Below are 23,318 nucleotides of genomic sequence, written 5' to 3' on the forward strand. Positions count from 1 at the left end.
TCCAAGTCGCTGAAAATGGTGATCTTGCAAACTGGCATACCGGTGCACCTGATGCCATCCCTGCTGTGGGTGGTGCAATGGACTTAGCCGTGGGTGCGAAAAAAGTCTTTATTACCACCGATCATGTCACTAAAAAAGGCGAACCTAAAATCGTTGCTGAGCTGACTTATCCTGCGACAGGTTTGAAATGTGTAGACCGCATTTATACGGACCTTTGTGTGATTGATGTGACGGCAGATGGCATGAAAGTCATTGAGAAAGTTGAAGGCTTATCTTTTGAAGAGCTTCAATCGATGACGGGTGCCAAACTCATTGATGCCACTCAGGCTTAAGACTGGTTTTAGGATCTTACACTATGAAAAACGCATACATCATTGATGCCATCCGTACGCCTTTTGGTCGTTATGCCGGTGGTTTAGCCCCTGTCCGTGCGGATGACTTAGGTGCAGTGCCATTAAAAGCGTTAATGGAACGTAATCCTTCTGTGGATTGGAATGTCGTCGATGACGTTTTATTTGGTTGTGCCAACCAAGCCGGTGAAGATAATCGTAACGTCGGTCGTATGTCGGCGCTTTTAGCAGGTATTCCTTATACAGTACCTGCAACCACAGTCAACCGTTTATGTGGTTCATCACTCGATACCGTAGCAATGGCTGCGCGTGCCATTAAAGCTGGTGAAGCTGATGTGATTGTGGCAGGTGGTGTTGAATCTATGTCACGTGCTCCATTTGTGATGGGTAAATCTGAGAGTGCATTTGGTCGTAGTCAAAAGATTGAAGACACCACCATGGGCTGGCGTTTTATCAACCCAAAGCTTAAAGAAATGTATGGTGTTGAAACCATGCCGCAAACGGCTGAAAACGTGGCTGAACAGTTCAATATTAGCCGCGCTGATCAAGACCAATTTGCTTTAACCAGCCAACTACGTACGGCAGCAGCTCAAGCACGTGGTTTCTTTGATCAAGAAATCGTACCTGTGACTATTCCACAGCGTAAAGGTGATGCGGTTGTGGTGGCAAAAGATGAACATCCACGTGCATCAACCACTTTAGAAGCCTTAACCAAGTTAAAACCTGTTGTAAAAGCAGACGGTACAGTAACCGCAGGTAATGCATCAGGCATTAACGATGGTGCTGCTGCGATTCTGATTGCTTCTGATGCAGCTGTAGAAAAATATGGTTTAAAACCTCGTGCCAAAGTGATTGGTGCAACCACTGTTGGGGTTGAACCTCGCATTATGGGCTTTGGTCCTGCACCTGCGATTAAAAAACTGTTAGCACAAACCGGTTTAACACTAGAGCAAATGGATGTGATTGAGCTGAACGAAGCATTTGCAGCACAAGCATTGGCGTGTACACGTGACCTAGGTTTAGCCGACGATGATGCGCGTGTAAACCCAAATGGCGGTGCAATTGCACTGGGTCATCCATTGGGTGCATCAGGTGCGCGTTTGGTGACGACTGCTCTCAACCAACTAGAGGCAACTGGTGGCAAATATGCATTGTGCTCTATGTGTATCGGTGTGGGTCAAGGTATCGCTTTAATTATTGAACGTGTTTAACTATTAAAAACCCCCTCCCTTTTCTCAAGGGAGGTCGGGAGGGATTCTATGCCTACTTTTTCTTCAAATGATGCGCAAATCAATTATCAAACTTTTGGTGATTCAAGCAAGCCTGCTCTTATTTTCTCTAACTCTTTAGGGACAAATTTCAGCATGTGGCAATCACAAATTGAGTTTTTTAAAAGCTCTCATTATGTGATTTGTTATGACACGCGTGGTCATGGTGCATCGGACGCGCCTCAAGGTCCATATACCATTGATCAACTTGGTCAAGATGTGGTGAATTTACTCGACCATTTAAATGTTGAAAAAGCTGCATTATGTGGTATTTCGATGGGTGGTTTGACAGGTCAATGGTTAGCGATCAATCATCCTCAACGCTTTAGTCATGTGATTGTGTGTAATACCGCCGCTAAAATTGGCAATGAAAATGCTTGGAATGATCGTGCCGTATTGGTTCGTGAACAAGGTTTAGCACCGATTGCATCAACGGCTGCAGGTCGTTGGTTTACAGATCCCTTTATCCAAAGCAACCCAGCAGTGATTGAAAAACTTTCAAACGACTTAGGAGCTGGCAGCCCTGAAGGTTATGCAAGCTGCTGTGAAGCTTTGGCTAAGGCGGATGTGCGTGAACAACTCAAACAGATTTCGATTCCTGTATTGATTATTGCAGGTCAACAAGATCCTGTGACCACTGTGGCAGATGGTCAGTTTATGCAAGCAGCGATTGCGGGTAGTCAACTTGTTGAGATTAATGCTTCGCACATTTCGAATGTTGAACAACCACAGGCGTTTAACCAGGCTGTGGCTGAATTTATTCAGGCTTAAGTTCGGAACAACTCAAGCCTGAACTCAGCAAACATCACCTGTCACGGGTGACTCATCTTGACGCTTTGCCAGATTGCTCCACCAGTCTGGCTTTTTTTCACAGTAATTAGACCATGAACAACGACAATTAAATATCAGTCTCGTGATTCCTTAAAACGGCGATAGTTATGTCATAAGTGATTGAAACGATGTCACTCATCATTCTCAAAGATTCAGATGATTCTTCTAATTTTATCTTAAATCAATTGTTTAAGTAAATTTTTAAAGCGTTGTTTTAGAAGCTAAAATCCGCTTAATTGTGCCTATATCATAGTTTCTATTACCCAATTATGATCAACAACGATTAGTCGTTAGTATTTAAATTAAAAACCCATCACCTAGATGATGGGTTAATTGTTGATGTCTAAAGATTTAGATTAATACGCCCACTGGATGAGCAATCGAAATAGACCAGCAATCAATAATAGACTTAAAAAACCACCGAGCCATAAAACAATAAACCACCCTGCTTGATTCAGTTTCATTATCATTCTCCTCAGTGATAACCTTCGTCACCAACACGAACCTTGTCTCTAAATACCCAATAAGATAAAGCGGTATAAAACAATATAATTGGGATTAGAATGAGTGCACCAATGAGAGCAAATAATTGACTACTTTGAGGTGCAGCAGCTTGCCAAATCGTTACACTTGGCGGAATGATATTAGGCCATAAACTAATTAAGAAGCCCGTATACGCAAGAAATACCAAAGCCAATGTATAGATGAAAGGCGCAAACTCCTGACGACGTTTACAAGCTCTGAGCGCTAGGAAAGTGAAAATCAATACCAGTATTGGTACGGGACTGAAATACCACATTTGTGGCTGACTAAACCAACGCTGTGCAATATCGTCATGTACAAGGGGAGTATAAATACTGACAGCGCCAAATATTAGAAATAACGCGATCATAAGCTTAGGCATCAGACGGTACATATGATCTTGTACACGCTCATCCGTTTTAAAAATTAACCATCCGCAACCGAGTGTCGCGTATAAAACAACAACGCCTAAACCTGTAAAGAGTGAAAATGGAGTGAGCCAATCCAGACCACCACCCGTGAACACACCATTGGTGGTCTGTATTCCTTGAATATAAGCGCCTAAAATCACACCTTGTAAAAATGAAGCTAAAATTGAACCCCAAATAAATGCTTGGTCCCAAAGTGCTTTAGTCCGATTAGCCTTAAAACGAAACTCAAAAGCGACTCCACGAAATATAAGCGCGATCACCATTAAGGTAATGGGCATATATAATGCGGACAATACAGTCGAATAAACCAGTGGAAAAGCGGCAAATAAACCAGCTCCACCAAGTACCATCCAAGTCTCATTGCCATCCCATACGGGTGCTACAGTATTCATCATGACATCACGCTCTTGGCGATCTTTCACAAATGGAAATAAAATACCAATTCCCAAATCAAAACCATCAAGAACGACATAAATCAACACACCTAGTGCGATGATCACAATCCAAATCAATGATAAATCAATCATTTCAAATTCTCCTGATCATTCACCTTGTTTGATGCTTCAAGTTGTTGTTCATTATCAATGGTACTCATCGGGCGTTTAGACGCTCGGATCACTTCGCCATCTGAATGTGGTGTTGAATAAATAAATTCTGGTCCTTTCACCATCATTTTCAACATATAAAAGATACCGATACCAAATACGATGCAGTACACCACAACAAAAATAATCAGCGTCAGCCCAACCTGTTCCGCAGAGACAGGAGATAACGCATCTTTCGTACGCATTACGCCATAGATAATCCAAGGTTGACGTCCCACCTCAGTGGTAAACCAGCCTGCCAATAATGCAATAAAACCTGAAGGCCCCATCCACAAAGCAAACTTGTGCAACCATTTAGACTCATAGAATTTGCCTGTCTTACGTAGCCATAGACCAAATACAGCCAGTAAGATCATGAGCATGCCCATACCCACCATGATTCGGAAACTCCAAAAAACAATGGGTGAATTAGGTCGATCCTCAGGTGCGAATTCTTTTAAGCCTTTAACCTCACCATCAAGGGTATGTGTCATGATCAGGCTACCCAGATTTGGAATACCAATCGCATATTTAGTTTCTTCAGCTTCCATATCTGGAATACCAAATAGATACAACGGCATACCATGATCTTTATTGGTTTCCCAATGACCTTCGATTGCAGCTAATTTAGCAGGCTGATGTTCTAAGGTATTCAATCCATGTAAATCACCCACGAACATCTGTAGTGGAGCTAAAGCAAGGATCATCCACATTGCCATCGAGAATGACTTTTTCACCAACGCATCACGACGTCCTTTGAGTAGATGCCATGCAGCAGTTGCGGCAACCAATAAACCTGAAACCAAGAAAGCGGCCAGTGCCATATGCGCTAATCGATAAGGAAAGGATGGGTTAAAGACAATCGCGAACCAATCTTGAGGAACGATTATTCCATTTTCAAATGCAAAGCCTTGAGGTGTTTGCATCCAGCTATTAGATGACAGAATCCAAAACATGGATATACATGTTCCTATTGCCACCATTAAGGTTGCAAAAAAATGCGTCTTTGGTCCAACTCGCCCCCAGCCAAACAACATGATACCGAGGAAACCAGCTTCTAAGAAAAACGCACTGAGCACTTCATAAGTTAGCAATGGTCCAGTGACACTACCAGCTATACGTGAAAATTCACTCCAATTGGTTCCAAACTGATAGCTCATTACCACGCCTGAAACGACACCCATACCAAATGAAAGTGCGAATATTTTTATCCAAAATTTAAACAGATCTCGATAAACAGGATCATTCGTTTTAAGCCAACGCCATTCGAGCACAGCCAAAAAACTTGCCAATCCAATCGAAATTGCTGGAAAGATAATGTGAAATGAAACAGTGAATGCGAATTGAATACGCGCCAATTCGAGCGCTGTTAGTCCTAGATCCATGACGTCACCTTATCGTTGAGTTTTGTGGTGAATGTTGTTCTTCACTGAGTTTAAAACTACAGTTAGAGTTACATTGTAGATGTCATGTATCACTCCGATAACACGCGATTTTAAATTCACTTTTTTGAGGATGAGTGAATACCGTCTGTTGGCTACAGACTGTTTAAAGATTTTTTTCATAATATTGAACTCTACATAAATTGATTAAGATCAAAATGATCCAAGGTTTAAATCAATTAGAGTCCAAAAGGTGGCGCTCGGCCTTGAGGCAGAAGATAGAGCTTCTGTAGAGAAAAATAAACGTGCCAAAAAGAATTGCGGTAGAAACTCAGCTTAACTTGTAAGCGATCAAAAATTTCTTTTACACCAAAATCAAATGGTAAGACGAGGTCTCCATAAACAGTGCAATATTGGCATTGGTGAGTAATTTGATTATGGTCGTGATGATGTTCGTTTTCACTCAAATGGTGGACGAGATCGTGATAAGTCTCATGAACATGCTGATGGCGTTCTGGAGAAAGTAAATTATGCATAATAGACATGCATACCGGAGCGATATGAAATTTCTCCGGTAAGATCGGTTGTAAATAAACCGCTAGTTGTAATAACACCGTTGCAAATGCAATGATGAGTCCACTAGATCTTAGCAAAATTTCCTCTCAACTCTTATCGATAAAGAGTGTTTAGAAACATAGAAAAAAATCAAGTTAATAACCGACTAGGCTGATCAACTTTCATACTTAACTATACGCCTATTGAACTTGTTTTTAAAGCCTTTTTCAATTTTATACATAACATGTATTTATAATATTTATAAAAATAAAAGTAGCTAAACTTTAAGGTTTAAAAAAATTTAAAGGGATTTTCAAATAAGACACTCCATTGTGTTCAATGGGCGGAAATTTGCCACCATTTATATTAATTTGAATGGCTGGTAAAATGAGCTTTGGCATCCCCAATGTTGCGTCACGGCTATTGCGCATTTCCACAAAATCATTCTTTTTTGAATCAATTCGAATGTGTATATTCGATTCTTTTTGCGTTTTTATATCTGTTTGACACATATATTGATGTCGATTTTCTGGTAAATAATCGTGACATAGATATACACGCATATGATCAGGCAGTTGATAAAGCTTCTGAACTGAATCAAATAATTCTGCTGCACTGCCCCGTGGAAAATCACATCGTGCTGTACCATAGTCTGGCATAAATATAGTATCACCCACGAAAACTGCATCACCTATCACATAACTAAGACAAGCAGGTGTATGACCAGGCGTTGGAATGTTGTAGGCTTCAATTTCTCCAATTTTGAAACACTCATGATCTTTAAATAAATAATCGAATGGTTGCTGTGCGTTTATTGCTTTAATATCCAATTGATAAATCGAGCCAAATGTTTCTTGTACAATTCCGATATGATGACTCATGGCAATTTTGCCACCTAGCTTTGATTTTAAATATTGCGCAGCGGTCAAATGATCAGCATGCACATGTGTTTCTAAAATCCACTCAACCTTGTAATGCTGTTCATGTATGTATTGAATAATCTGGTTAGCATGTTCCGTCGTTGTTGTCGCAGAAGCAGCATCAAAATCTAAAACACTATCGATAATGGCACAACTTAATGTCACAGGATCAGCCACGACATAACTAAATGTATTGGTATTTTGATCAAAAAAATCTTTAATTAGCGGCTTGATTTGATCTTGAGTGGCGTCTTTCATCACTAGTTTCATAACTATGCCCCCATCCATTTACGGTGAATTAAAACTCCTATCAACATCGCAATCACAAAATAGAGTGATTGATAATGCCCTAAACCAATCAATGTTAATCCTGGTGCTGGACAGATGCCTGCGATGCCCCAGCCTATCCCAAACAAGCTAGCACCTATAATGAGCTTGTTATCAAGCTGATTGCTCTTTGGTAGATCAATAGTCTCATTGAATAGAGTTAAAGGTTTTTCACTTCTGGTTACGATCTGAAAGGGTATGAATGCCACGACAATGGCACCCATCATGACAAATGCCAAACTTGCATCCCACTCACCGAATAAATCAAGAAAATTAAGAACTTTTTCAGGGTTCGACATTCCAGATAACATGAGCCCCACGGAAAAAAGTGAGCCAAACAAAAAAGCAAAAAGGTTTTTCATTTAGAATGCTCCTGTGACATGTCGAATTAAATAAACCGTTATAAAGCCTGTCAGCATAAAACTTAGTGTTGCCACAATAGATCTTTTGGACAATCTACTTAAACCACAAATGCCATGCCCACTTGTACAGCCAGAACCTAAACGTGTTCCAAATCCAACTAAAATACCTGCCATGATCATCATGAATGGACTTGCTTCGAGTTCAATTTCAGGCTGAACCCAAATACCATAGATAAACGGTGTGATGATGAGACCCATTAAAAACAACAATGCTGGTGTTTTGAAAACTGTATGCGGATTTAGTACTTGACCGATTAAACCACTAATCCCTGCTATTCGACCATTCACATATAAGTATCCAACCACAGATAAACCGAGTAGTGCTCCACCTAAAAAAGCAATCACAAAATCATGCATAACAATTTACTTATTTACAATATATTTTTTTATATTATATTATTTTGAAAAATAATCAAGATGCTTTAACATACGCATCCTTCTGTTTCAAAGGAACATCCAATGCCGTCTGATGTTAAATTCAATCAAATGGATTTTTCACAAGTTGATCAAGTCAGCGATCGACTTAAAGTCCTGTCGAATCCTGATCGATTAAAGATACTTTGTATTTTAGTAGATGGTGAATTGAACGTTCAGGAAATTGAGAATCGAACTCAAATTTTTCAACCCACGCTTTCACAACAGTTAACCGTATTACGTAAAGCTGAAATGGTGGTGACTCGTCGTGAAGGTAAACAAATTTTTTATCAAGTGAGTGATCCTAAAGTCCTCACCATTATGCAAACGCTTTATCGCTTATATTGCGATCCTACTTCATAATCTTGCAATTCTTTCAGTTATGGATATGAGACTCAAATACAATCATATTCTCCATGCAAATGATCATGTATTAAATTTTAAAGTTTTGTATTCAAGAGTACTAAAGACCAAAAAATTCTATTTTTCAAAAACTTCTTGCAAGTCTTTTGCCATTCCTTGCATAGACTTGAACTCTCCTTGTTGATTTTTCCATACCATAGCTGGCGTGGAAAAAAATCCATATTTATCCATGAGTGACTCGTTATAGTCGATTTTTTCATGTAAATATTTTGATATATTTTGTGTAACAACTAATCGCTCTTTACCTTTCTTTTTATTGTAGTCATTAAATACTTTAGCAGGATCACTTGAGTTAAGTATGGTGGCAATTTGCCCTCGACTTTCTTCTCGAATCACACCAACTTGTATATGTCGAAGTTGAACTTTTCCCAAGTTTACCCATGGTCGTGCAGCTTCCCAAAATTGATGGCAATATGGGCAGTTAGGATCTGAAAATACATAAACAACGCTTGCTGCTGTATTTTCACCATCTTGAATCCAAGTCGACTTTTCAATGCTCTTCCATACATCATCTAATACGGCGTCTTTGACATGTGTATTTAATGCTTCAATAGAAATATTTTCACCTTGAGCATTATATAAATCACCCATAATGTAATATTTCTGATCATTAGAAATAAAAACCGTGCCTGGATGTTGGTTCATATGCCCTGCCCATCCTATCATACCTGCTGGTGCTGGAATTTCTTTTACAAACTCAAAGCCCTCTGCTGAAATCTGCTTTTTTAAATCCGCATAACTGACGCTACTTATTAAAAATACGCTAGACAACAATATTAATTTATTTATATCTTTCATAACCTTTAGCTCTACTCAGCTGTCATTTTAATTAAATACTCTTGCAATTTTGCAGCGCTTAACTCACCCATATGTCTATCCACCAATTTACCTTTTTCATCGTAAAACAATGTAGTTGGCAAGCCAAAACTATTGCTCTGCTTGGGCATTTCCCCATTTACATCAAGTCTGACATTTTTAAAGTTGAAGTTGTGTTTTTGTAAATAGTTTTGAACCGTTGTGATATCTTCACCTTGATTGAGCATCACAAAATGAATATTGGAATGAGCCTTTTGTGCTTGAAAAAGTATTGGCATCTCTCTATGACATGGCGGGCACCAACTCGCCCACAAATTTACGACTGTAGGCTGACCCAAAAAATCTGTGAAATACCCTGCATTCTTATTTTCACTATGATCAGTTGGGAGTATCTGAAAACTTAGATCAGGATAAAAACTTTCAACCTTGTATTGAGTTTTTATCATTACGCCAATCGCTACCCAAAATAAAAACACCCCAACTAAAATGATTTTCATTTTTGTTCGTAAGCTTCGATTGAGAATGATATAGCTTAGCCCACCGAAGAATAATCCACTCCATAAGCTAAATCCTTTATCTTGGATTTTGAGTATATCTAAAGGATTTTCAATATAAATCTCCCAATAGAACATAACAAAGATGACTCTAGCGGCAACTGCTCCAATAATGATGCTTGTCCACACTGAATCTTTACTGATTTTGACTTGGGTATCTGTCCATTTATAGTGATGACCTAAAACATTGATCAGGATACTGATGAACAGTATCCCACTGAATAGAATCAATAAAACCCATGGAAACATGAGTGATCCAAGTTGAATCCCATCAAATGAAATCATTACTGAACCATCCCGACAGATTGTTCCTGCAATCGATTTAATAACTGTGTTGCAGTAAAAGTGCCAGTCAAGCGCAGATCACGTATTTCATCATGTTGCGTATTTAAAAAAATAAATGTAGGCGGTCCTAAAATTTGCCATTTTTTTAACAGTTCATCTTGGCTTGGTTCAAAATGAGTGAGATCTAATTTAATTAAAACCAACTCATTGAGTTTGGCTTGAACATCTTCACGCGGAAGTACCTCTTTTTCTATCGGTTGACATGCAACACACCAATCTGCGTAAACATCAATTACTACGGCTTTACCTTGATTTGCTTTCAAAACATTTGAAAGCTGCGCGGCAGATTTGACTTTATGCCATGTATGTAATGTTTTGGCCTGCGTTACAAGGGAGTGCGTATACCCTTGCTGCACATAATTCACTCCTAAAAACATCATGCCAAGACTGAGTAATATGATGATGCTTTTAACCACTATTTTTTCGACATAAGGTCTCATTTTCCAGAGTAAATATACAGCGAATCCAAGAAGTAAAAGACCCATCAGAATTTGATAAATACTGGTTGGAATAAGTGGCCGTACAAAATAAATGGCCACAAGCAACATCACGAAACCAAAACAGACCTTGAGTCGATCCATCCATACCCCAGGTTTAGGTAAAAAATGCGTCCCGAAAACTGCCGCAATAAAAAGCGGCAAACCAATCCCAATGCCCAAAACAAAAAGATAAGTCACCCCTAATAAAGGTTGGTTCATCTGTGAGACAAATATCAATGCTCCAGCCAACGGAGCACTCATGCAGGGTCCAACTATCAGTGCAGAAATCATCCCCATGAGTCCTGCACCGATCAATGTTCCGCCTTTTTGTTTTTGTTGCCAAAGATCTAAGCGTTGTAATATTCCTTGAGGTAAAGAGATTTGAAATGCACCGAAAAGATTAAGGGCAAAAGTAATAAATAGGAGACTAAAAATACTAATGAAGATCGGACTTTGAAACCAACGCTGAAAATTATAGCCCAGTTGAGAAACAACGAATCCCATTAACGCATAAACGATAGCCATCCCTGTGACAAAAATAAAAGCTATTATCGCGGCACGATAACCTTTGTGATTTTGCACAAGAATGCCTGATAAAATCGGAATTAAGGGCAATGAACAAGGCAAGAATGCCAACAATATTCCAAGTCCTAAAAACACCAATAAATTAAGCCATACACTTTGTTGAGAGAGCAAATTTAAAAAAAATTGATCGTTGTTCCATACACTCAAAAAGCTGGCTGGCCTGTTCAGATTTTCTTTAGATAAATTTGCATCTAGCGTGGATTGATCCTCACTGATTAAATTATTTTCCCCAAATTCGGTTTTATCTAGCTCAAGCGCAGTAGCGTTAAAATTTTTACGATCTGCGACTGTATTATTATCCTCTGAAATGAGTTGTTTTTCTGTTTTTGGTGAAGCATTTTCTTGTGCATCTCGAGTATTCACAACTCCATTAGATGCCGCTGAAATTTCTTTGAGATTTAAAACTTTCTTAGCTTGTGTAGTTTGCTGCGCTGGGAATAAACCTGTGCTGTCAGTTGTTATCGTTGTTCTTTGAATCGGATAACATAAACCACTTTCAGCACATCCTTGCCATTGAATCTTAAATTCTTGATTTGGTTTGACTGGAATATTGCTGATTACATCCTGATAATGCACTTGGGTCATACCAAAGTTTGGATCATCTTTCTCTTTTGGGCGTGGTAGAGATAACTTTACAGGACCTTGAATGTCTGAAACTTTGATTTGATCATGATAGAGATAGTAACCATCTGCGATCTTCCATTTTAGTTCAGCTTGATGATGACTGACTGATACTGCCTCAAATTGAAATGCTTGATCTGGTGGTAGAAAATCTGCAAATGCAAAATTACTCACCAAAGAACCAATCAATAAACTACCCTTAAACCACTTATTCATATTTACTGTATCAGTTCCTGTCTAGTCGTTCAAAGTTCAACGAATGAATTAAGAAAGCGTGATAAAACAAATGCCGCTTCAACGCCCATCGTCACTCGAAATCGCTCATACATTTGTACTCGCCCTAACATGAACTTTATATCGCAAAAAATCTCATTATTCCGTTGGAATTCTTTAAATATTTCTGTTTATCACCTTGGCAAAGCGTTTGTGATTAAGATTTTACTCGAACCAAAAAAGAAACCCTCATTTGATTCACCAAGTGCTCCACATCAAGATTAATCCTTTTTTCAAAATACGATGCGATTGAATGACGAGTACTGAAAACTCAAGTTCAGGTTAAACATCTTTGAAATTGAACGAATTGATACTTATATTGACTGAAGACAAAATAAGTTTAGATGAATTTATTTTAAAGTGTTCTGTTGTATCGATTGGCTAGGATAAGCAGCATGCGCATATTAATGATGCTCAGACCTTGTCAAAAATCAAACAGACCTTATAACACTGTGATCAAAAAAATTCGTGGTTTAAAAATCATATAATTAGCCCACCCAAATTTAATTAAAATACCCAACGATAGTATGTGTGAATTAAATCACAAAATACACCAAATCAACATGTAAGAAAAACTTCACAATATAAGAATTAATTTTTAATAACTTTGAATAAAATTCCAAAATATTTCGTTATGAGTTATTTATCAATATTCAACTAAAATAGTGAGAATTTATTCTCATATTAAATTAAATTCAAAAACAGAATCACACTTAAATATTTAAATAAAACAATAATAAAACATAAAATACTGATTTATATATACTATTAATTTTAATAAATATTAATCCAATCACAAATAATATAAAAAAAATATAATAAAATACAAAATATATATAAATAAAATAATTTATCTAAATAACAAAATAACAAATAAAAAAAATATTATTGTGACTCAAATCTCATTATAAACACCATGTTATTAATTCGTTCAAATTAATAATTAAAATAATGTTTGTTTAATTAATCTAAATATTGAACAATAATTGAACACGAAATCTAGCTATTAAAAATCAAGCTAGATCTCAAATAATATCCCATCATTAAGGTGTAATTATGAAATCCTTCGCGTTTGGTATTATAAGTTCAATTGCATTAATCTCGACTGGCTGTGTTTCAACCACATCATTAGGCACTGTAGCTTCCGAACGCAAACAACTCATGATTATTCCGGAATCAGCTTGGAATAAAATTTCAAACCGTAGCTATAATAAATTTGAAAAGAAAGCGAAAACTAAGTCTTTATATCTTGAAGATCCACGATTAAATCAAATTTTGGCACGTTTAATCCCACATGCTAATCAATATTTACGTGAAGGTCGTCAACCAATTCAATGGCGAATTAACGGTGTGCTCAGCAGCAAACCGAATGCCCAATCCTTTCAAAGTGGGCAAATTGTAGTTAATTCGGCTGTATATATGTTTGAAAACTTATCTGATGACGAGTTAGCCACCCTAATTGCGCATGAAATGGCACACATTATCCGTAATCATAGTCGTGAAAAGGCTTCTCGTTTCGCAGCAATGAATTTGGGTCTAATGGGTGCAACCATGGGAACTGGGGCTGCCATCGGGCTTGCAAGTGGTTTATCAGGCAATCAAACCAATATGTCTCATCGCCGTCATCTAGAAGAAGAAGCTGATTTGATTGGTTTAGATTTGATGGTGAGAGCGGGCTACAATCACAATGCAGCACTCTCATTTTGGGATAAATTCGAAGCAAATCTCAACAAACGTAAAATGAATAAAGATCAATCAACTTTGTTTGCAAGTCATCCGAGCAATGACCAACGTAAAGCATTCTTAACTGAACAAGTCATGCAGATCGAGATGTATCAAAAGGATGTCAACCTTACTGCATTACGATAATTTAGTATAAATAATAAAGCCCAACGCTATGTTGGGCTTTCTCATTTATGGATCAACAAATAAATCGACCATCAATTCCTCATCTGATGGCTCAACTCGATATTTTTCGAAATCAGTTTCACCTTTCTCTCTTAATATCTCTTCATCGATCATCATACGACCCGTGATCGAACGTTTCTCACTCGTCAAGATTGCATACGCTGCATCAGCCATGATTGCCGGTGTCCGAGCCTTGCTAAATAACTCACGTCCACCGAGAGAAAATTCTATCGCTGCAGTTGCAATAATGGTTCTAGGCCACAAGGCATTAACACTTATCCCATAACGTTCGAATTCTTGATTCATTCCCATGGTCAACATACTCATGCCATATTTACTGATGGTGTAAGGAGAATGAACCGCAAACCACGATTCTTTTAAATTTAAAGGTGGAGAGAGACTAAGAATATGTGGATTTTGACTTTGTTTTAAATAAGGCAAGGCAGCTTGACTACAGACCATAACGGCGCGAGTATTAACTTGATACATGAGATCAAAACGATTTGGATCAAGCGTTTCAACCCCACTCAAATTAATCGCACCAGCATTATTAATGAGGACATCTATCCCACCAAAATGTTCAGCAGCCTGTTTCATTGCGGCTGCGACAGCATCTTGATCTCGTACATCAAGTTGGATCGCTAATGCTCTCCCACCAGCTGCTTCTATTTCTTTTGCAACAGAATGAATCGTACCACTGAGTTTCGAATGTTCAGTGCTCGTTTTTGCAGCAACCACAATATTTGCACCATCTTTTGCAGCTTTAAGTGCAATCTCACGACCGATACCTCTGCTTGCACCTGTAATGAACAGTGTTTTTCCTTGTAGTGACATAATCCCTCTGTATTATTTTGTTTTTGAGTTTTCAATGTACAAAAAAAAACCACTTATGCAAAATTTCTTTATGAACCTCTAAGTCGTAGAAGCATACATTTTGCAATTACAAAAATAGAATTATTTTGATAGCATGCTAAAAAATATAAATAACATTCTGTTTTTATTAATTTTTCAAAAACCAACTATAGTTGCATTTTGTGCCAAAAAATCAACTTTGATTTTCAATCTTATTTTGTGTGAATTTAAAAAAGTGAAAATCGCGCTCATACGACTATTATTATTCTGAGATAAAAAAAAGCCCAAGGAGGAGTACAATCTTTGGGCTTAGTAAACTGAATATTTACATTAAAATAATATACCTAATTGATATAAAATAGAAAGCACTAATTTATTTTTTTTATATTATTTTAAAAATATTTTTATAATCAACAATATAATTAGATTAACAAGTATAATTTTCTAGGATTTAATCTTGTCTATCTCGTATCAACTGCGTTGATGCAATATTTTCGTAAATCGTTTGCTGCAATTGATCTCTGAATTCAATCAAATCCTGTTCTGTTTTGATATTTGAGATTGATTGTCGTGGTAAAAATTTGAAATAGAATGGGACTCTTTTAGGAATAATATTTTTGGGAATTGAAGGCAAGACATCACCTTGACGGAGTAATTTTCCAATTTTAGGAACAGCTAAAAGCTTTTTAAACCACTTTTTTTCAAGCAAATAATTGGCATCAAGTGCCAAATCGAATACTTCATCACCACCTACAGCTACAAAAGGTGCAATGTCGTAGTCAAATTCTTGAGCTAACTTTAAGAATCCGTAGCGCTCTTTCCATATGAGTTGATATTCTTCCCCTTTGCGCTTTACTACCTCACGCCCACCACCTGGAAACACTAGGATAGAGTATCCTTGTTGCATTGCATCTCTGGCGTATTCTCTTAGACCCTCAATTGCACCCATTTTATGAACCATATCTTTCCAATACGGTATTTTGAAATGAATGTGATCACCTAAACTCACAATTTTAATTTTGTGCTCTGTATATAGATAATCAATCAAAATTGGCGTATCAAATACGCCATAAATTGTATGATTACCCACATACATGGCAGGTCGATCAGCATTGAGATGTTCAACACCAAGAAAGGTCGGTTTAAAATAAAAACGTTGCAACAAACTACCATATCGGATCATTTTAGAATGGTGTTGGATTTGCAACGCTTTATTTTCCATTGAACATCTCTTTATCTAATTAAGCTACTCGCTTCTGAACCAGTATCGAACCAACAGAATAACCCGCACCAAATGAACATAATACACCGTATTCACCATCATTCACTTGATCTGCAGTTCGGTGTAACGCAATGATGACCCCAGCTGAAGAAGTGTTTGCAAACTCGTCTAAAATGATTGGAACTAAGTCTGGATCTGCTTCAGCAACAGCTTTACCCACCACGAGCTTTAAGATTAACTCGTTCATGCTGGCATTGGCTTGATGTAACCAGAAACGTTTAACATTCGTCGGTTCGATTTGGTTTTTCTCAAGTTGCTTTGTAATCATTTTCGCAACCAATGGGCATACTTCTTTAAACACTTTACGACCATCTTGACGGAAGCGTTTATCATCCGCGTTGGTTGTTTCACTTGGATTCAAGAAGCCAAAATTATTACGAATGTTATTAGAGAATTGCGTAAACAATTGCGTATCTAAAATTTCGAATCCAGTTTTAGAATCTGTATCTTCGATAATTGAAGCTGTCGCCACATCACCAAAAATGAAATGACAATCACGTGAACGATAATCTGTATGACCTGATGTGATCTCCACATTGACCAAGAGCACACGACGAGCACCAGACTTAATCGCATCATAAGCTTGTTTTAAGCCAAATGTTGCAGCAGAACAAGCAACATTCATGTCATAAGCATAACCTTGAATGCCTAATGCAGTTTGAATTTCAATAGCAACCGCAGGATATGCACGTTGCATATTTGAACAAGCCAATATTACAACATCAATGTCTTCAGCAGTTACACCGGCATTTTCCATTGCTTGTTTTGAAGCGATCACACCCCACTCAGCTTGAAGTGAAATTTCATCATCTGATCGTTCTGCTAAGTTTGGACGTAAACGATTAGGATCTAATACGCCTTCCTTCTCTACAACATAGCGTGCTTTAACACCTGAAGCCTTCTCAATAAATTCTGCACTTGAACCACGGCGTGCTTCGATTTCACCCGCAGCAATTTTTTCAGCATTCTCTTGATTAAACTTTTCTACATAAGCATTTAAACTTTCAACCAATTCTTCATTGGTGATGACATGTTCAGGATGGAATAAGCCAGTGCCTGTAATACGAATGCCCATGCAAAACTCCTTTTTTGAGTAACTCAATATTTCAAATTAAAGCTATATTAACTGATTCCGAGACGTTCCCATACTTTTTGAATACGGTTTGGCGAAATTGGCATCTTGGTTTTCATCGGTTGAGAGAATAATGAGATTCTCAGCTCTTCAACCATAAAATATAACTCTTTCAATTTCTGATCATTTTTATATTTAAATAATTTATCCATCCAAGGATCGACTTGAGCAATCGCATCATCATCTCGTTTTAGATTATGAGGCAAACGATCAATCCTGATCAATAAAGCTTTAAGATAGCGTGGAAATTCAATCCACACGTCTACAGATTTACTATAAGCAAAATCCGCTAAACTCATTAGATCAAGTTGATCTTCAATATCATCGATATTTTTACCAAATACATTGGCATCAATCATCATCAACTCGCGTCGAATTTGTTGCCATTGTACATAAATGTCATTAAAGGCAGCCAAGACCTTTTGACCATGCGTTAGGAAAGACTGCTTGACAGCCTGCAGAATTATTTGGAAATCTTGCGCATCTACAGGCTCTTTCTCTAAAGCCATTTGCAATGTTGCGTAAACTAACATTTGTTCTAACTGAGCTTTATCACCCAAAGGGGAATAGGCTAATGCGAGTGGTTTAGAAATTTGTTTTTTAAGCTGTCGAATCAAATCACCTAGCTGCATATGAATCAGGCGAATAATACCAGCACGATGATGGCGTATTGCTTCGTGCTGATCATTAAACGTTTGAATGACAACACCTGACTCATCCTTTTGCTCAAGCTTAGAAAATTCCTTGCATGGTACAAGTGCTTGATATTGTTTGACGACGACACCTGTGACTTTTTGCGATGCTTCAAACACAAAATGCTCAGGGAAAGTTTGATACTCACCTTTTAACTGCTTGACTGGACTATGCGTTTCAGTACGACAGCGTGCTTTTAATTCTGATAAATCGCGACCTTGCTCAATCACTCGCCCTTTTTCATCGATGACTTTTATGAGCGGTAAAAGATATTGTTCAATTCGATCTACATTAAAATCTTTATCAGTGATCTGTTCGCCTCTCAATTGAAAAGCTAAAAAACTAAAAATATGCTTTTGTAAATCTTGCGCATCTATTTTGGACATCAGTTTACGCGCAGTATCTGGTATAGGTACCAAGCCACGACGCTTATCTTTTGGAAGAGCTTTTAATAGTGCTTCAATCAAATCAAGACGCCAACCTGGAATGCCCCATGACCATAAGTTTTCATCTACTTGTGGCAGGGCCTGTAGTGGAATCTTGACCGTCGCACCATCTTCATCATGACTTGGATCAAATCGATAACTTGCTGCTAAACGAAGATCCCCATTACGTAAGTAATCAGGGAACTGTTGGGTGGTTGGACGATCGTTAAGCCATAAAGCATCGTCATCGATGAACAAATAACGTGGATTTTGAGGCTCAACAGTCGCACGCCAATCTTCAAAACTGCGCCGACTCGCAACATCTTCAGGCACTTTTGCTGCATAAAACTGATAAATCGTCTCTTCGTCTACAACCAAATCACGACGTCGCAATTTGTCTTCAACTCGCTCAACCTCTTCTAGTTTAAGTAAGTTATGTTTTAAAAATGGCGGCGTAATCCCCAGATGACCCGTCGTTAAAGCATCGCGAAGGAAAATTTCATGCGCCGCAGTTTGATCCACCTTTTCATAATTGATTTGACGCTTAGGCTCAATAATCAAACCAAACAGTGAAATTTGATCATATGCGTTAACCACACCTGCTTTTTTCGACCAATGCGGTTCAAAGTAATGATGTTTGACTAAATCACGTGCGGCTAGCAAAATCCACTCAGGCTCAATTTTTGCCAGTGTTCGTAAATACACCTGCGAGGTTTCTACCATCTCAAATGCCATGACCCATGGTGTATTGGTTTTGTGTAAGGTCGATGCAGGAAATATACGTGCCTTTTGTTGACGCACTGCCATGAATACATTGCGTTCATCTGTTTTATTTGCAATGAATGACAATAGTCCCGTGAGTAAAGCTCTGTGAAGATTTTCGTAACTGGTTTTCTTTTCATTAAAAGAAAGCTTTAAGCCTTGAGCAAGATCAACCAGTTGCTCATGTGTTTTTTTCCATTCTCTCAAGCGTAACCAACTCAAGAAATGATTACGTGCAAATGTGCGACGCTTATTTTCACTCATCTCCCGATTTGCAACCAACGCATCCCATAATTTGAGATAGAACAGAAAGTCAGAGTCGGCTTCACGAAACAAGGCATGCTTCTGATCCGCTTGCATTTGTTTATCAGCAGGACGCTCTCTTGGATCCTGAACAGCTAACGCTGCCACGATAATCAATACTTCATTGAGCGCCCCAAAATGAGCACCCCCCAAAATCATACGTGCGAGTCTTGGATCAATTGGCATTTTTGCCATTTGTTGACCAATTTTGGTAAGAGAATCGCCTTTGCCTTGAAGTCCACCTTTATCTAAAGATGAGGCTGTTTTAGCCACAAGAGAAGGATTACTCTTTTCCGTCATCGCCCCGAGTTCAATCAGCAGTTTACGACCATCATTGACGAGACGATGATCAGGCGGTTCAATAAAGTCAAAATCTTCGAGTGTTCCAAGACCTAAACTCTGCATCTGCAAAATAACAGATGCCAAATTAGTACGTTTGATTTCAGGTTCAGTAAATTCGGGACGACTTAAAAAGTCTTCTTCTGAATACAGTCGAATACACACACCCGGTGCAATACGACCACAACGACCTTTACGCTGATTGGCTGCTGCTTGAGAAATCGCTTCAATCGGTAAACGCTGAACACGCGAACGGTAGTTATAACGAGAGATACGTGCAAAACCACTATCAATGACGTAACGTATGTTTGGAACGGTCAATGCAGTTTCCGCAACGTTGGTGGCAATAATGATACGCCGTCCACCACCTGCAGGATTAAAAATCTTTTGTTGTTCAGATAACGCTAGTCTCGCATACAAAGGTAGAACTTCTGTATGACGAGGTCCATGTTTGATTAAAGTTTCCTGTAGCTCACGAATCTCTTGTTCCGTACTGGCAAAAATCAAAATATCTGCGTGTTCAGGATGACCTTTTTCCTGTGCATCTTTGAAACATTCTTCAACAGCTGATACTACTGCGCGCGGTAGGTTTTCTTCAAAGTCATCAAACTCATCATCATCACTCCCTATAATACTCATTTCAGAGATCGGACGATAACGCACTTCTACAGGAAAACTACGACCTTCAACCTCAAAGATCGGTGCGTTATTGAAGTAACTTGAAAAACGATTAACGTCTAAAGTTGCAGATGTGATGATGACTTTAAGATCTTTACGACGTGGCAAGAGCTGTTTTAAATAGCCCATGATGAAGTCAATATTGAGCGAGCGCTCATGTGCTTCATCAATAATAATGGTGTCATATTTGGTTAAGAAACGATCATGAGCCAATTCAGCCAGCAAAATACCATCTGTCATTAAACGAACGATAGAGTCCTGTGAACCCTGTTCGTTAAACCTTACTTTAAATGAAATAGACTCACCGAGTTTTTCACCCACCTCTTCTGCAATACGTTGCGATACACTGCGCGCAGCTAATCGTCGTGGCTGGGTATGACCAATTAACCCTGTTAAACCACGCCCCGCAAGCATGGCTATCTGAGGAAGCTGAGTTGTTTTACCTGAACCTGTTTCACCCGCAACGATAATGACCTGATGTTTTTGAATGGCCTCAATCAATTTGTCTGCATATTGGGTAACAGGTAAATCTTGATTAAGTTTGATATTAGGAATGCGTTGAATACGCTGTTGTACTTTTAAATTTGATTTTTCAAAAAGTTCTTGATATTGCTTTTCATTGGCATCTTTTCCTTTGCGTAGTCGATTTAAACGATGAAGATCTCGTGCCATCACCATTTGTTCTACATTTAACCCAATCGTTGCCAAGTTTTAGCCCTATATCAATTACGAAACGCTTTATTCTACTCATTTTCAAAAATTATCCCAAATCTGAATCGGACTATTTTTTTAGATTAAATGAGAATATAAAGCTTAAAATGATCTTATGTTGAAATAGAAACATGTCAGCCGTGTTATGTGACAATTCATACAATTTTTGAAATTTTCATGTAGCTTTTTATATTTTTGAAAAACTAAATCCAAAATAATGATGATTTTTTTAATATTTACCCTTGAATTTTCACTTCAGTGTCTTCATGTTGGTAGGCATGTGAAATTTTCTCATCCTGTCACGAATACATCATTTTGATGTGTTACAAGGAAGACAGATGACAAACTTAAATGGCAATCAATTTACATAATTCGGTTTTTCCGATTTTTGTAATGTAAAAATACCATTTCAGCACAGAACGAAAGTTCGATACTCTAATTGAAAATTAAAGACTAACCTCAATCATGGAGACAATGATGAGCTTAATTAATACTGAAGTTAAACCATTCGCAGCTACAGCTTACCACAACGGTCAATTTGTAGACGTGACTGAAGCTGATCTTAAAGGCAAATGGTCTGTAGTATTTTTCTACCCTGCTGACTTCACTTTCGTTTGCCCAACTGAACTTGGTGACCTTGCTGACAACTACGCTGAATTCCAAAAATTAGGCGTGGAAATCTACGGTGTTTCTACTGACACTCACTTCACTCACAAAGCTTGGCACGACACTTCTGACGTAATTGGTAAAATCCAATACCCATTAATCGGCGATCCAACTTGGACTCTTTCTAAAAACTTCGAAGTTCTAATCGAATCTGCTGGTCTTGCTGACCGCGGTACTTTCGTAATCGACCCAGAAGGTAAAATCCAAATCGTTGAAATCAACGCTGGCGGTATCGGTCGTGATGCTCAAGAACTTCTTCGTAAAGTTAAAGCAGCTCAATACGTTCACGCTCACCCAGGCGAAGTTTGCCCTGCTAAATGGAAAGAAGGCGATGCAACTCTTGCTCCTTCAATCGATCTAGTTGGTAAAATCTAATTTATTAGATAGCACTAAAAAAACCACGCTTTGCGTGGTTTTTTTGTGTTCAGTCCATCAAATTCTCAATCACCATCAATTCCGCGTAATCATCAATAATCCACACCCAATATTCAGCGTCATCGTGCAAAAATCTGGATCAGCTTTAACATCCTTTAAAAAACTTTGTATTTCAGCGGCGTGGGAAATCACTTTATCTACAAGTATTAGGCCATGTTCAGGATGTAGTACCTTTTTTAAATATTGCCAATAATCAGGATATGCATGTCGATTCGCATCTAAGATAATTAAGTCATACACATCGCCTTCATTAATTAATAAATCAATTGCATCACTGCTGATAAAATCAATAAGGTGATCTAAACTAAACTGTTTGGCGTACTGAGTCGCAAGTGCTGTTCTTTCTGAGTTTATATCAACCGTAGTCACTCGACCCTGATGCTCCGAAACCGCCTCCGCCATCCATAATGTTAAATATCCTGTCGAAGTTCCTATTTCAAGAATTCGTTTAGAGGTCTGGATCTTAATAAGCATCGAAATATAATGGGCAGATTCTGGTTTTATATTTCGATATCTCAGATCGCGATCAGTTTGATATGCATCATGTTGAATTAACTGCTGATATAAACTTTGCATTTGACTTAGAAATTCAGCATTCATGACATATTCTCATTGAATCGATTTCTATAAACTAATCAAAGATAAAGTCTTTACTATGACAATCATCATAATTTTTGAATCAATTTAAAACGTTCAATTTCACGATCATCATCTTCTAGATAAATACTTTCCGTAAACATCGTTAATGGCCTTACCCATATTGAATAATCTCCATAAAGGCATTGATAGACCACAAGCTTTTCTTGAGTTTCACTATGCGTCGCTACATCAAGAACCTGATAAAGTTGTCCTTTATAGTGTTTATAAATACCTCTTTCTAAGGTCATAATTGGTCCTCGCTCATATCTATTACAATAATTTCAATGTATATATCTGAATTTAAATTGCTTTTATACTTGAAAATTCAAGTTTTAACTCAATATTTTCATACATCTACACCAATGATCCTGATAAAATTTATTTTTCCGAT

General features: G+C 38.0%; 22 protein-coding genes. 6 read left to right on the forward strand and 16 right to left on the reverse strand.

All coding sequences use genetic code 11. The annotated features are described in order from the left end of the window. The 3 genes from AC1M84_RS06325 to pcaD all read left to right on the forward strand — a co-directional run. Positions 1–332: CoA-transferase (locus AC1M84_RS06325; protein WP_481594661.1), on the forward strand; the 332-nt coding region annotated here is incomplete at its 5' end. Positions 333–355: 23 nt separating this feature from the next. Next, entirely contained in the window at positions 356–1,561 is a 1,206-nt protein-coding gene (gene pcaF / locus AC1M84_RS06330; protein ID WP_035270775.1) for a 3-oxoadipyl-CoA thiolase, read from the forward strand. 48 nt (positions 1,562–1,609) lie between these two features. After that, positions 1,610–2,389 (forward strand): 3-oxoadipate enol-lactonase, encoded by a 780-nt coding sequence (pcaD, locus tag AC1M84_RS06335; protein WP_481594662.1) that lies wholly within the window; start codon positions 1,610–1,612, stop codon positions 2,387–2,389. Between the two features lie 416 nt (positions 2,390–2,805). Here the strand turns inward: pcaD and AC1M84_RS06340 are convergent, their stop codons facing one another. The 7 genes from AC1M84_RS06340 to AC1M84_RS06370 all read right to left on the reverse strand — a co-directional run bounded on the left by AC1M84_RS06340 (position 2,806) and on the right by AC1M84_RS06370 (position 7,949). After that, positions 2,806–2,913, reverse strand: a complete 108-nt coding sequence (locus AC1M84_RS06340; RefSeq protein ID WP_155757002.1) for a DUF2474 family protein — start codon at positions 2,911–2,913, stop codon at positions 2,806–2,808. Between the two features lie 11 nt (positions 2,914–2,924). After that, positions 2,925–3,929 carry a cytochrome d ubiquinol oxidase subunit II gene (cydB, locus tag AC1M84_RS06345; RefSeq protein ID WP_180028990.1) on the reverse strand — a complete coding sequence of 335 codons (1,005 nt, stop codon included), beginning with the start codon at positions 3,927–3,929 and terminating at the stop codon, positions 2,925–2,927. Further along, complete coding sequence (locus tag AC1M84_RS06350; protein ID WP_481593419.1) at positions 3,926–5,371, reverse strand: cytochrome ubiquinol oxidase subunit I; 1,446 nt, start codon at positions 5,369–5,371, stop codon at positions 3,926–3,928. The genes cydB and AC1M84_RS06350 overlap by 4 nt, the downstream gene beginning before the upstream one ends. A 236-nt stretch (positions 5,372–5,607) precedes the next feature. Next, positions 5,608–6,021, reverse strand: coding sequence for a DUF2946 domain-containing protein (locus AC1M84_RS06355; RefSeq protein ID WP_481592452.1), 414 nt, complete (start codon positions 6,019–6,021; stop codon positions 5,608–5,610). 186 nt (positions 6,022–6,207) lie between these two features. After that, a complete protein-coding gene (locus AC1M84_RS06360) occupies positions 6,208–7,101 on the reverse strand; it encodes an MBL fold metallo-hydrolase (RefSeq protein WP_481594742.1) in 894 nt (297 codons plus the stop codon). A 14-nt stretch (positions 7,102–7,115) separates the two neighbouring features. After that, a complete protein-coding gene (locus AC1M84_RS06365; RefSeq protein WP_179997938.1) occupies positions 7,116–7,532 on the reverse strand; it encodes a DUF6691 family protein in 417 nt (138 codons plus the stop codon). After that, positions 7,533–7,949: a YeeE/YedE family protein gene (locus AC1M84_RS06370; RefSeq protein ID WP_481594663.1), complete on the reverse strand. Its 417-nt coding sequence runs from the start codon at positions 7,947–7,949 to the stop codon at positions 7,533–7,535. It lies immediately after the preceding gene. Positions 7,950–8,051: 102 nt separating this feature from the next. Between AC1M84_RS06370 and AC1M84_RS06375 the strand changes: the two genes are divergently transcribed. Further along, on the forward strand, positions 8,052–8,369 hold the full coding sequence (locus AC1M84_RS06375) for a metalloregulator ArsR/SmtB family transcription factor (protein ID WP_481594664.1): 318 nt from the start codon (positions 8,052–8,054) through the stop codon (positions 8,367–8,369). A gap of 117 nt (positions 8,370–8,486) precedes the next feature. Here the strand turns inward: AC1M84_RS06375 and dsbG are convergent, their stop codons facing one another. Genes dsbG through dsbD form a run of 3 tightly spaced genes read right to left on the reverse strand, consistent with a single transcriptional unit; the run spans position 8,487 to position 12,045 of the window. Next, positions 8,487–9,218 carry a thiol:disulfide interchange protein DsbG gene (gene dsbG / locus AC1M84_RS06380; RefSeq protein WP_481594743.1) on the reverse strand — a complete coding sequence of 244 codons (732 nt, stop codon included), beginning with the start codon at positions 9,216–9,218 and terminating at the stop codon, positions 8,487–8,489. Positions 9,219–9,238: 20 nt separating this feature from the next. Then, entirely contained in the window at positions 9,239–10,084 is an 846-nt protein-coding gene (locus AC1M84_RS06385) for a prolipoprotein diacylglyceryl transferase family protein (protein WP_481594665.1), read from the reverse strand. Continuing rightward, positions 10,084–12,045, reverse strand: a complete 1,962-nt coding sequence (dsbD, locus tag AC1M84_RS06390; RefSeq protein WP_481594666.1) for a protein-disulfide reductase DsbD — start codon at positions 12,043–12,045, stop codon at positions 10,084–10,086. Before dsbD ends, AC1M84_RS06385 begins: the two co-directional genes overlap by 1 nt. 1,113 nt (positions 12,046–13,158) lie before the next feature. Between dsbD and AC1M84_RS06395 the strand changes: the two genes are divergently transcribed. Next, positions 13,159–13,971, forward strand: coding sequence for a M48 family metallopeptidase (locus tag AC1M84_RS06395; RefSeq protein ID WP_180028996.1), 813 nt, complete (start codon positions 13,159–13,161; stop codon positions 13,969–13,971). 45 nt (positions 13,972–14,016) lie between these two features. Here AC1M84_RS06395 and AC1M84_RS06400 read toward each other — a convergent pair whose 3' ends face one another. From AC1M84_RS06400 to hrpA, 4 genes are all read right to left on the reverse strand, one after another. Next, on the reverse strand, positions 14,017–14,844 hold the full coding sequence (locus AC1M84_RS06400) for an SDR family oxidoreductase (protein WP_481589608.1): 828 nt from the start codon (positions 14,842–14,844) through the stop codon (positions 14,017–14,019). A 469-nt stretch (positions 14,845–15,313) separates the two neighbouring features. Then, positions 15,314–16,084 carry a lysophospholipid acyltransferase family protein gene (locus AC1M84_RS06405; protein ID WP_092768833.1) on the reverse strand — a complete coding sequence of 257 codons (771 nt, stop codon included), beginning with the start codon at positions 16,082–16,084 and terminating at the stop codon, positions 15,314–15,316. A 19-nt stretch (positions 16,085–16,103) separates the two neighbouring features. Next, a complete protein-coding gene (locus tag AC1M84_RS06410; protein ID WP_481590326.1) occupies positions 16,104–17,219 on the reverse strand; it encodes a beta-ketoacyl-ACP synthase III in 1,116 nt (371 codons plus the stop codon). Positions 17,220–17,266: 47 nt separating this feature from the next. Continuing rightward, complete coding sequence (gene hrpA / locus AC1M84_RS06415; protein WP_481594744.1) at positions 17,267–21,154, reverse strand: ATP-dependent RNA helicase HrpA; 3,888 nt, start codon at positions 21,152–21,154, stop codon at positions 17,267–17,269. Between the two features lie 510 nt (positions 21,155–21,664). On the opposite strand from hrpA, the gene ahpC reads away from it, so the two are divergent. Beyond that, a complete protein-coding gene (ahpC, locus tag AC1M84_RS06420) occupies positions 21,665–22,228 on the forward strand; it encodes an alkyl hydroperoxide reductase subunit C (RefSeq protein ID WP_035270191.1) in 564 nt (187 codons plus the stop codon). A 75-nt stretch (positions 22,229–22,303) separates the two neighbouring features. On the opposite strand, the gene AC1M84_RS06425 is transcribed toward ahpC, so the two are convergent. Next, entirely contained in the window at positions 22,304–22,888 is a 585-nt protein-coding gene (locus tag AC1M84_RS06425) for an O-methyltransferase (RefSeq protein ID WP_481593424.1), read from the reverse strand. A 65-nt stretch (positions 22,889–22,953) separates the two neighbouring features. Further along, on the reverse strand, positions 22,954–23,175 hold the full coding sequence (locus tag AC1M84_RS06430; RefSeq protein ID WP_481594667.1) for a DUF1653 domain-containing protein: 222 nt from the start codon (positions 23,173–23,175) through the stop codon (positions 22,954–22,956). Positions 23,176–23,318: the final 143 nt, after the last annotated feature.

Source organism: Acinetobacter sp. 24-47-66 (genome assembly GCF_056779755.1).

Excerpts from the sequence above, each read along its gene's own strand:
- pcaF (WP_035270775.1), top strand. The coding sequence starts at position 356 with ATGAAAAACGCATACATCATTGATGCCATCCGTACGCCTTTTGGTCGT.
- pcaD (WP_481594662.1), top strand. The coding sequence starts at position 1,610 with ATGCCTACTTTTTCTTCAAATGATGCGCAAATCAATTATCAAACTTTT.
- AC1M84_RS06340 (WP_155757002.1), bottom strand. The coding sequence starts at position 2,913 with ATGAAACTGAATCAAGCAGGGTGGTTTATTGTTTTATGGCTCGGTGGT.
- cydB (WP_180028990.1), bottom strand. The coding sequence starts at position 3,929 with ATGATTGATTTATCATTGATTTGGATTGTGATCATCGCACTAGGTGTG.
- AC1M84_RS06350 (WP_481593419.1), bottom strand. The coding sequence starts at position 5,371 with ATGGATCTAGGACTAACAGCGCTCGAATTGGCGCGTATTCAATTCGCA.
- AC1M84_RS06360 (WP_481594742.1), bottom strand. The coding sequence starts at position 7,101 with ATGAAAGACGCCACTCAAGATCAAATCAAGCCGCTAATTAAAGATTTT.
- AC1M84_RS06365 (WP_179997938.1), bottom strand. The coding sequence starts at position 7,532 with ATGAAAAACCTTTTTGCTTTTTTGTTTGGCTCACTTTTTTCCGTGGGG.
- AC1M84_RS06370 (WP_481594663.1), bottom strand. The coding sequence starts at position 7,949 with ATGCATGATTTTGTGATTGCTTTTTTAGGTGGAGCACTACTCGGTTTA.
- AC1M84_RS06375 (WP_481594664.1), top strand. The coding sequence starts at position 8,052 with ATGCCGTCTGATGTTAAATTCAATCAAATGGATTTTTCACAAGTTGAT.
- AC1M84_RS06385 (WP_481594665.1), bottom strand. The coding sequence starts at position 10,084 with ATGATTTCATTTGATGGGATTCAACTTGGATCACTCATGTTTCCATGG.
- dsbD (WP_481594666.1), bottom strand. The coding sequence starts at position 12,045 with ATGAATAAGTGGTTTAAGGGTAGTTTATTGATTGGTTCTTTGGTGAGT.
- AC1M84_RS06395 (WP_180028996.1), top strand. The coding sequence starts at position 13,159 with ATGAAATCCTTCGCGTTTGGTATTATAAGTTCAATTGCATTAATCTCG.
- AC1M84_RS06400 (WP_481589608.1), bottom strand. The coding sequence starts at position 14,844 with ATGTCACTACAAGGAAAAACACTGTTCATTACAGGTGCAAGCAGAGGT.
- AC1M84_RS06405 (WP_092768833.1), bottom strand. The coding sequence starts at position 16,084 with ATGGAAAATAAAGCGTTGCAAATCCAACACCATTCTAAAATGATCCGA.
- AC1M84_RS06410 (WP_481590326.1), bottom strand. The coding sequence starts at position 17,219 with ATGGGCATTCGTATTACAGGCACTGGCTTATTCCATCCTGAACATGTC.
- hrpA (WP_481594744.1), bottom strand. The coding sequence starts at position 21,154 with ATGGTGATGGCACGAGATCTTCATCGTTTAAATCGACTACGCAAAGGA.
- ahpC (WP_035270191.1), top strand. The coding sequence starts at position 21,665 with ATGAGCTTAATTAATACTGAAGTTAAACCATTCGCAGCTACAGCTTAC.
- AC1M84_RS06425 (WP_481593424.1), bottom strand. The coding sequence starts at position 22,888 with ATGAATGCTGAATTTCTAAGTCAAATGCAAAGTTTATATCAGCAGTTA.
- AC1M84_RS06430 (WP_481594667.1), bottom strand. The coding sequence starts at position 23,175 with ATGACCTTAGAAAGAGGTATTTATAAACACTATAAAGGACAACTTTAT.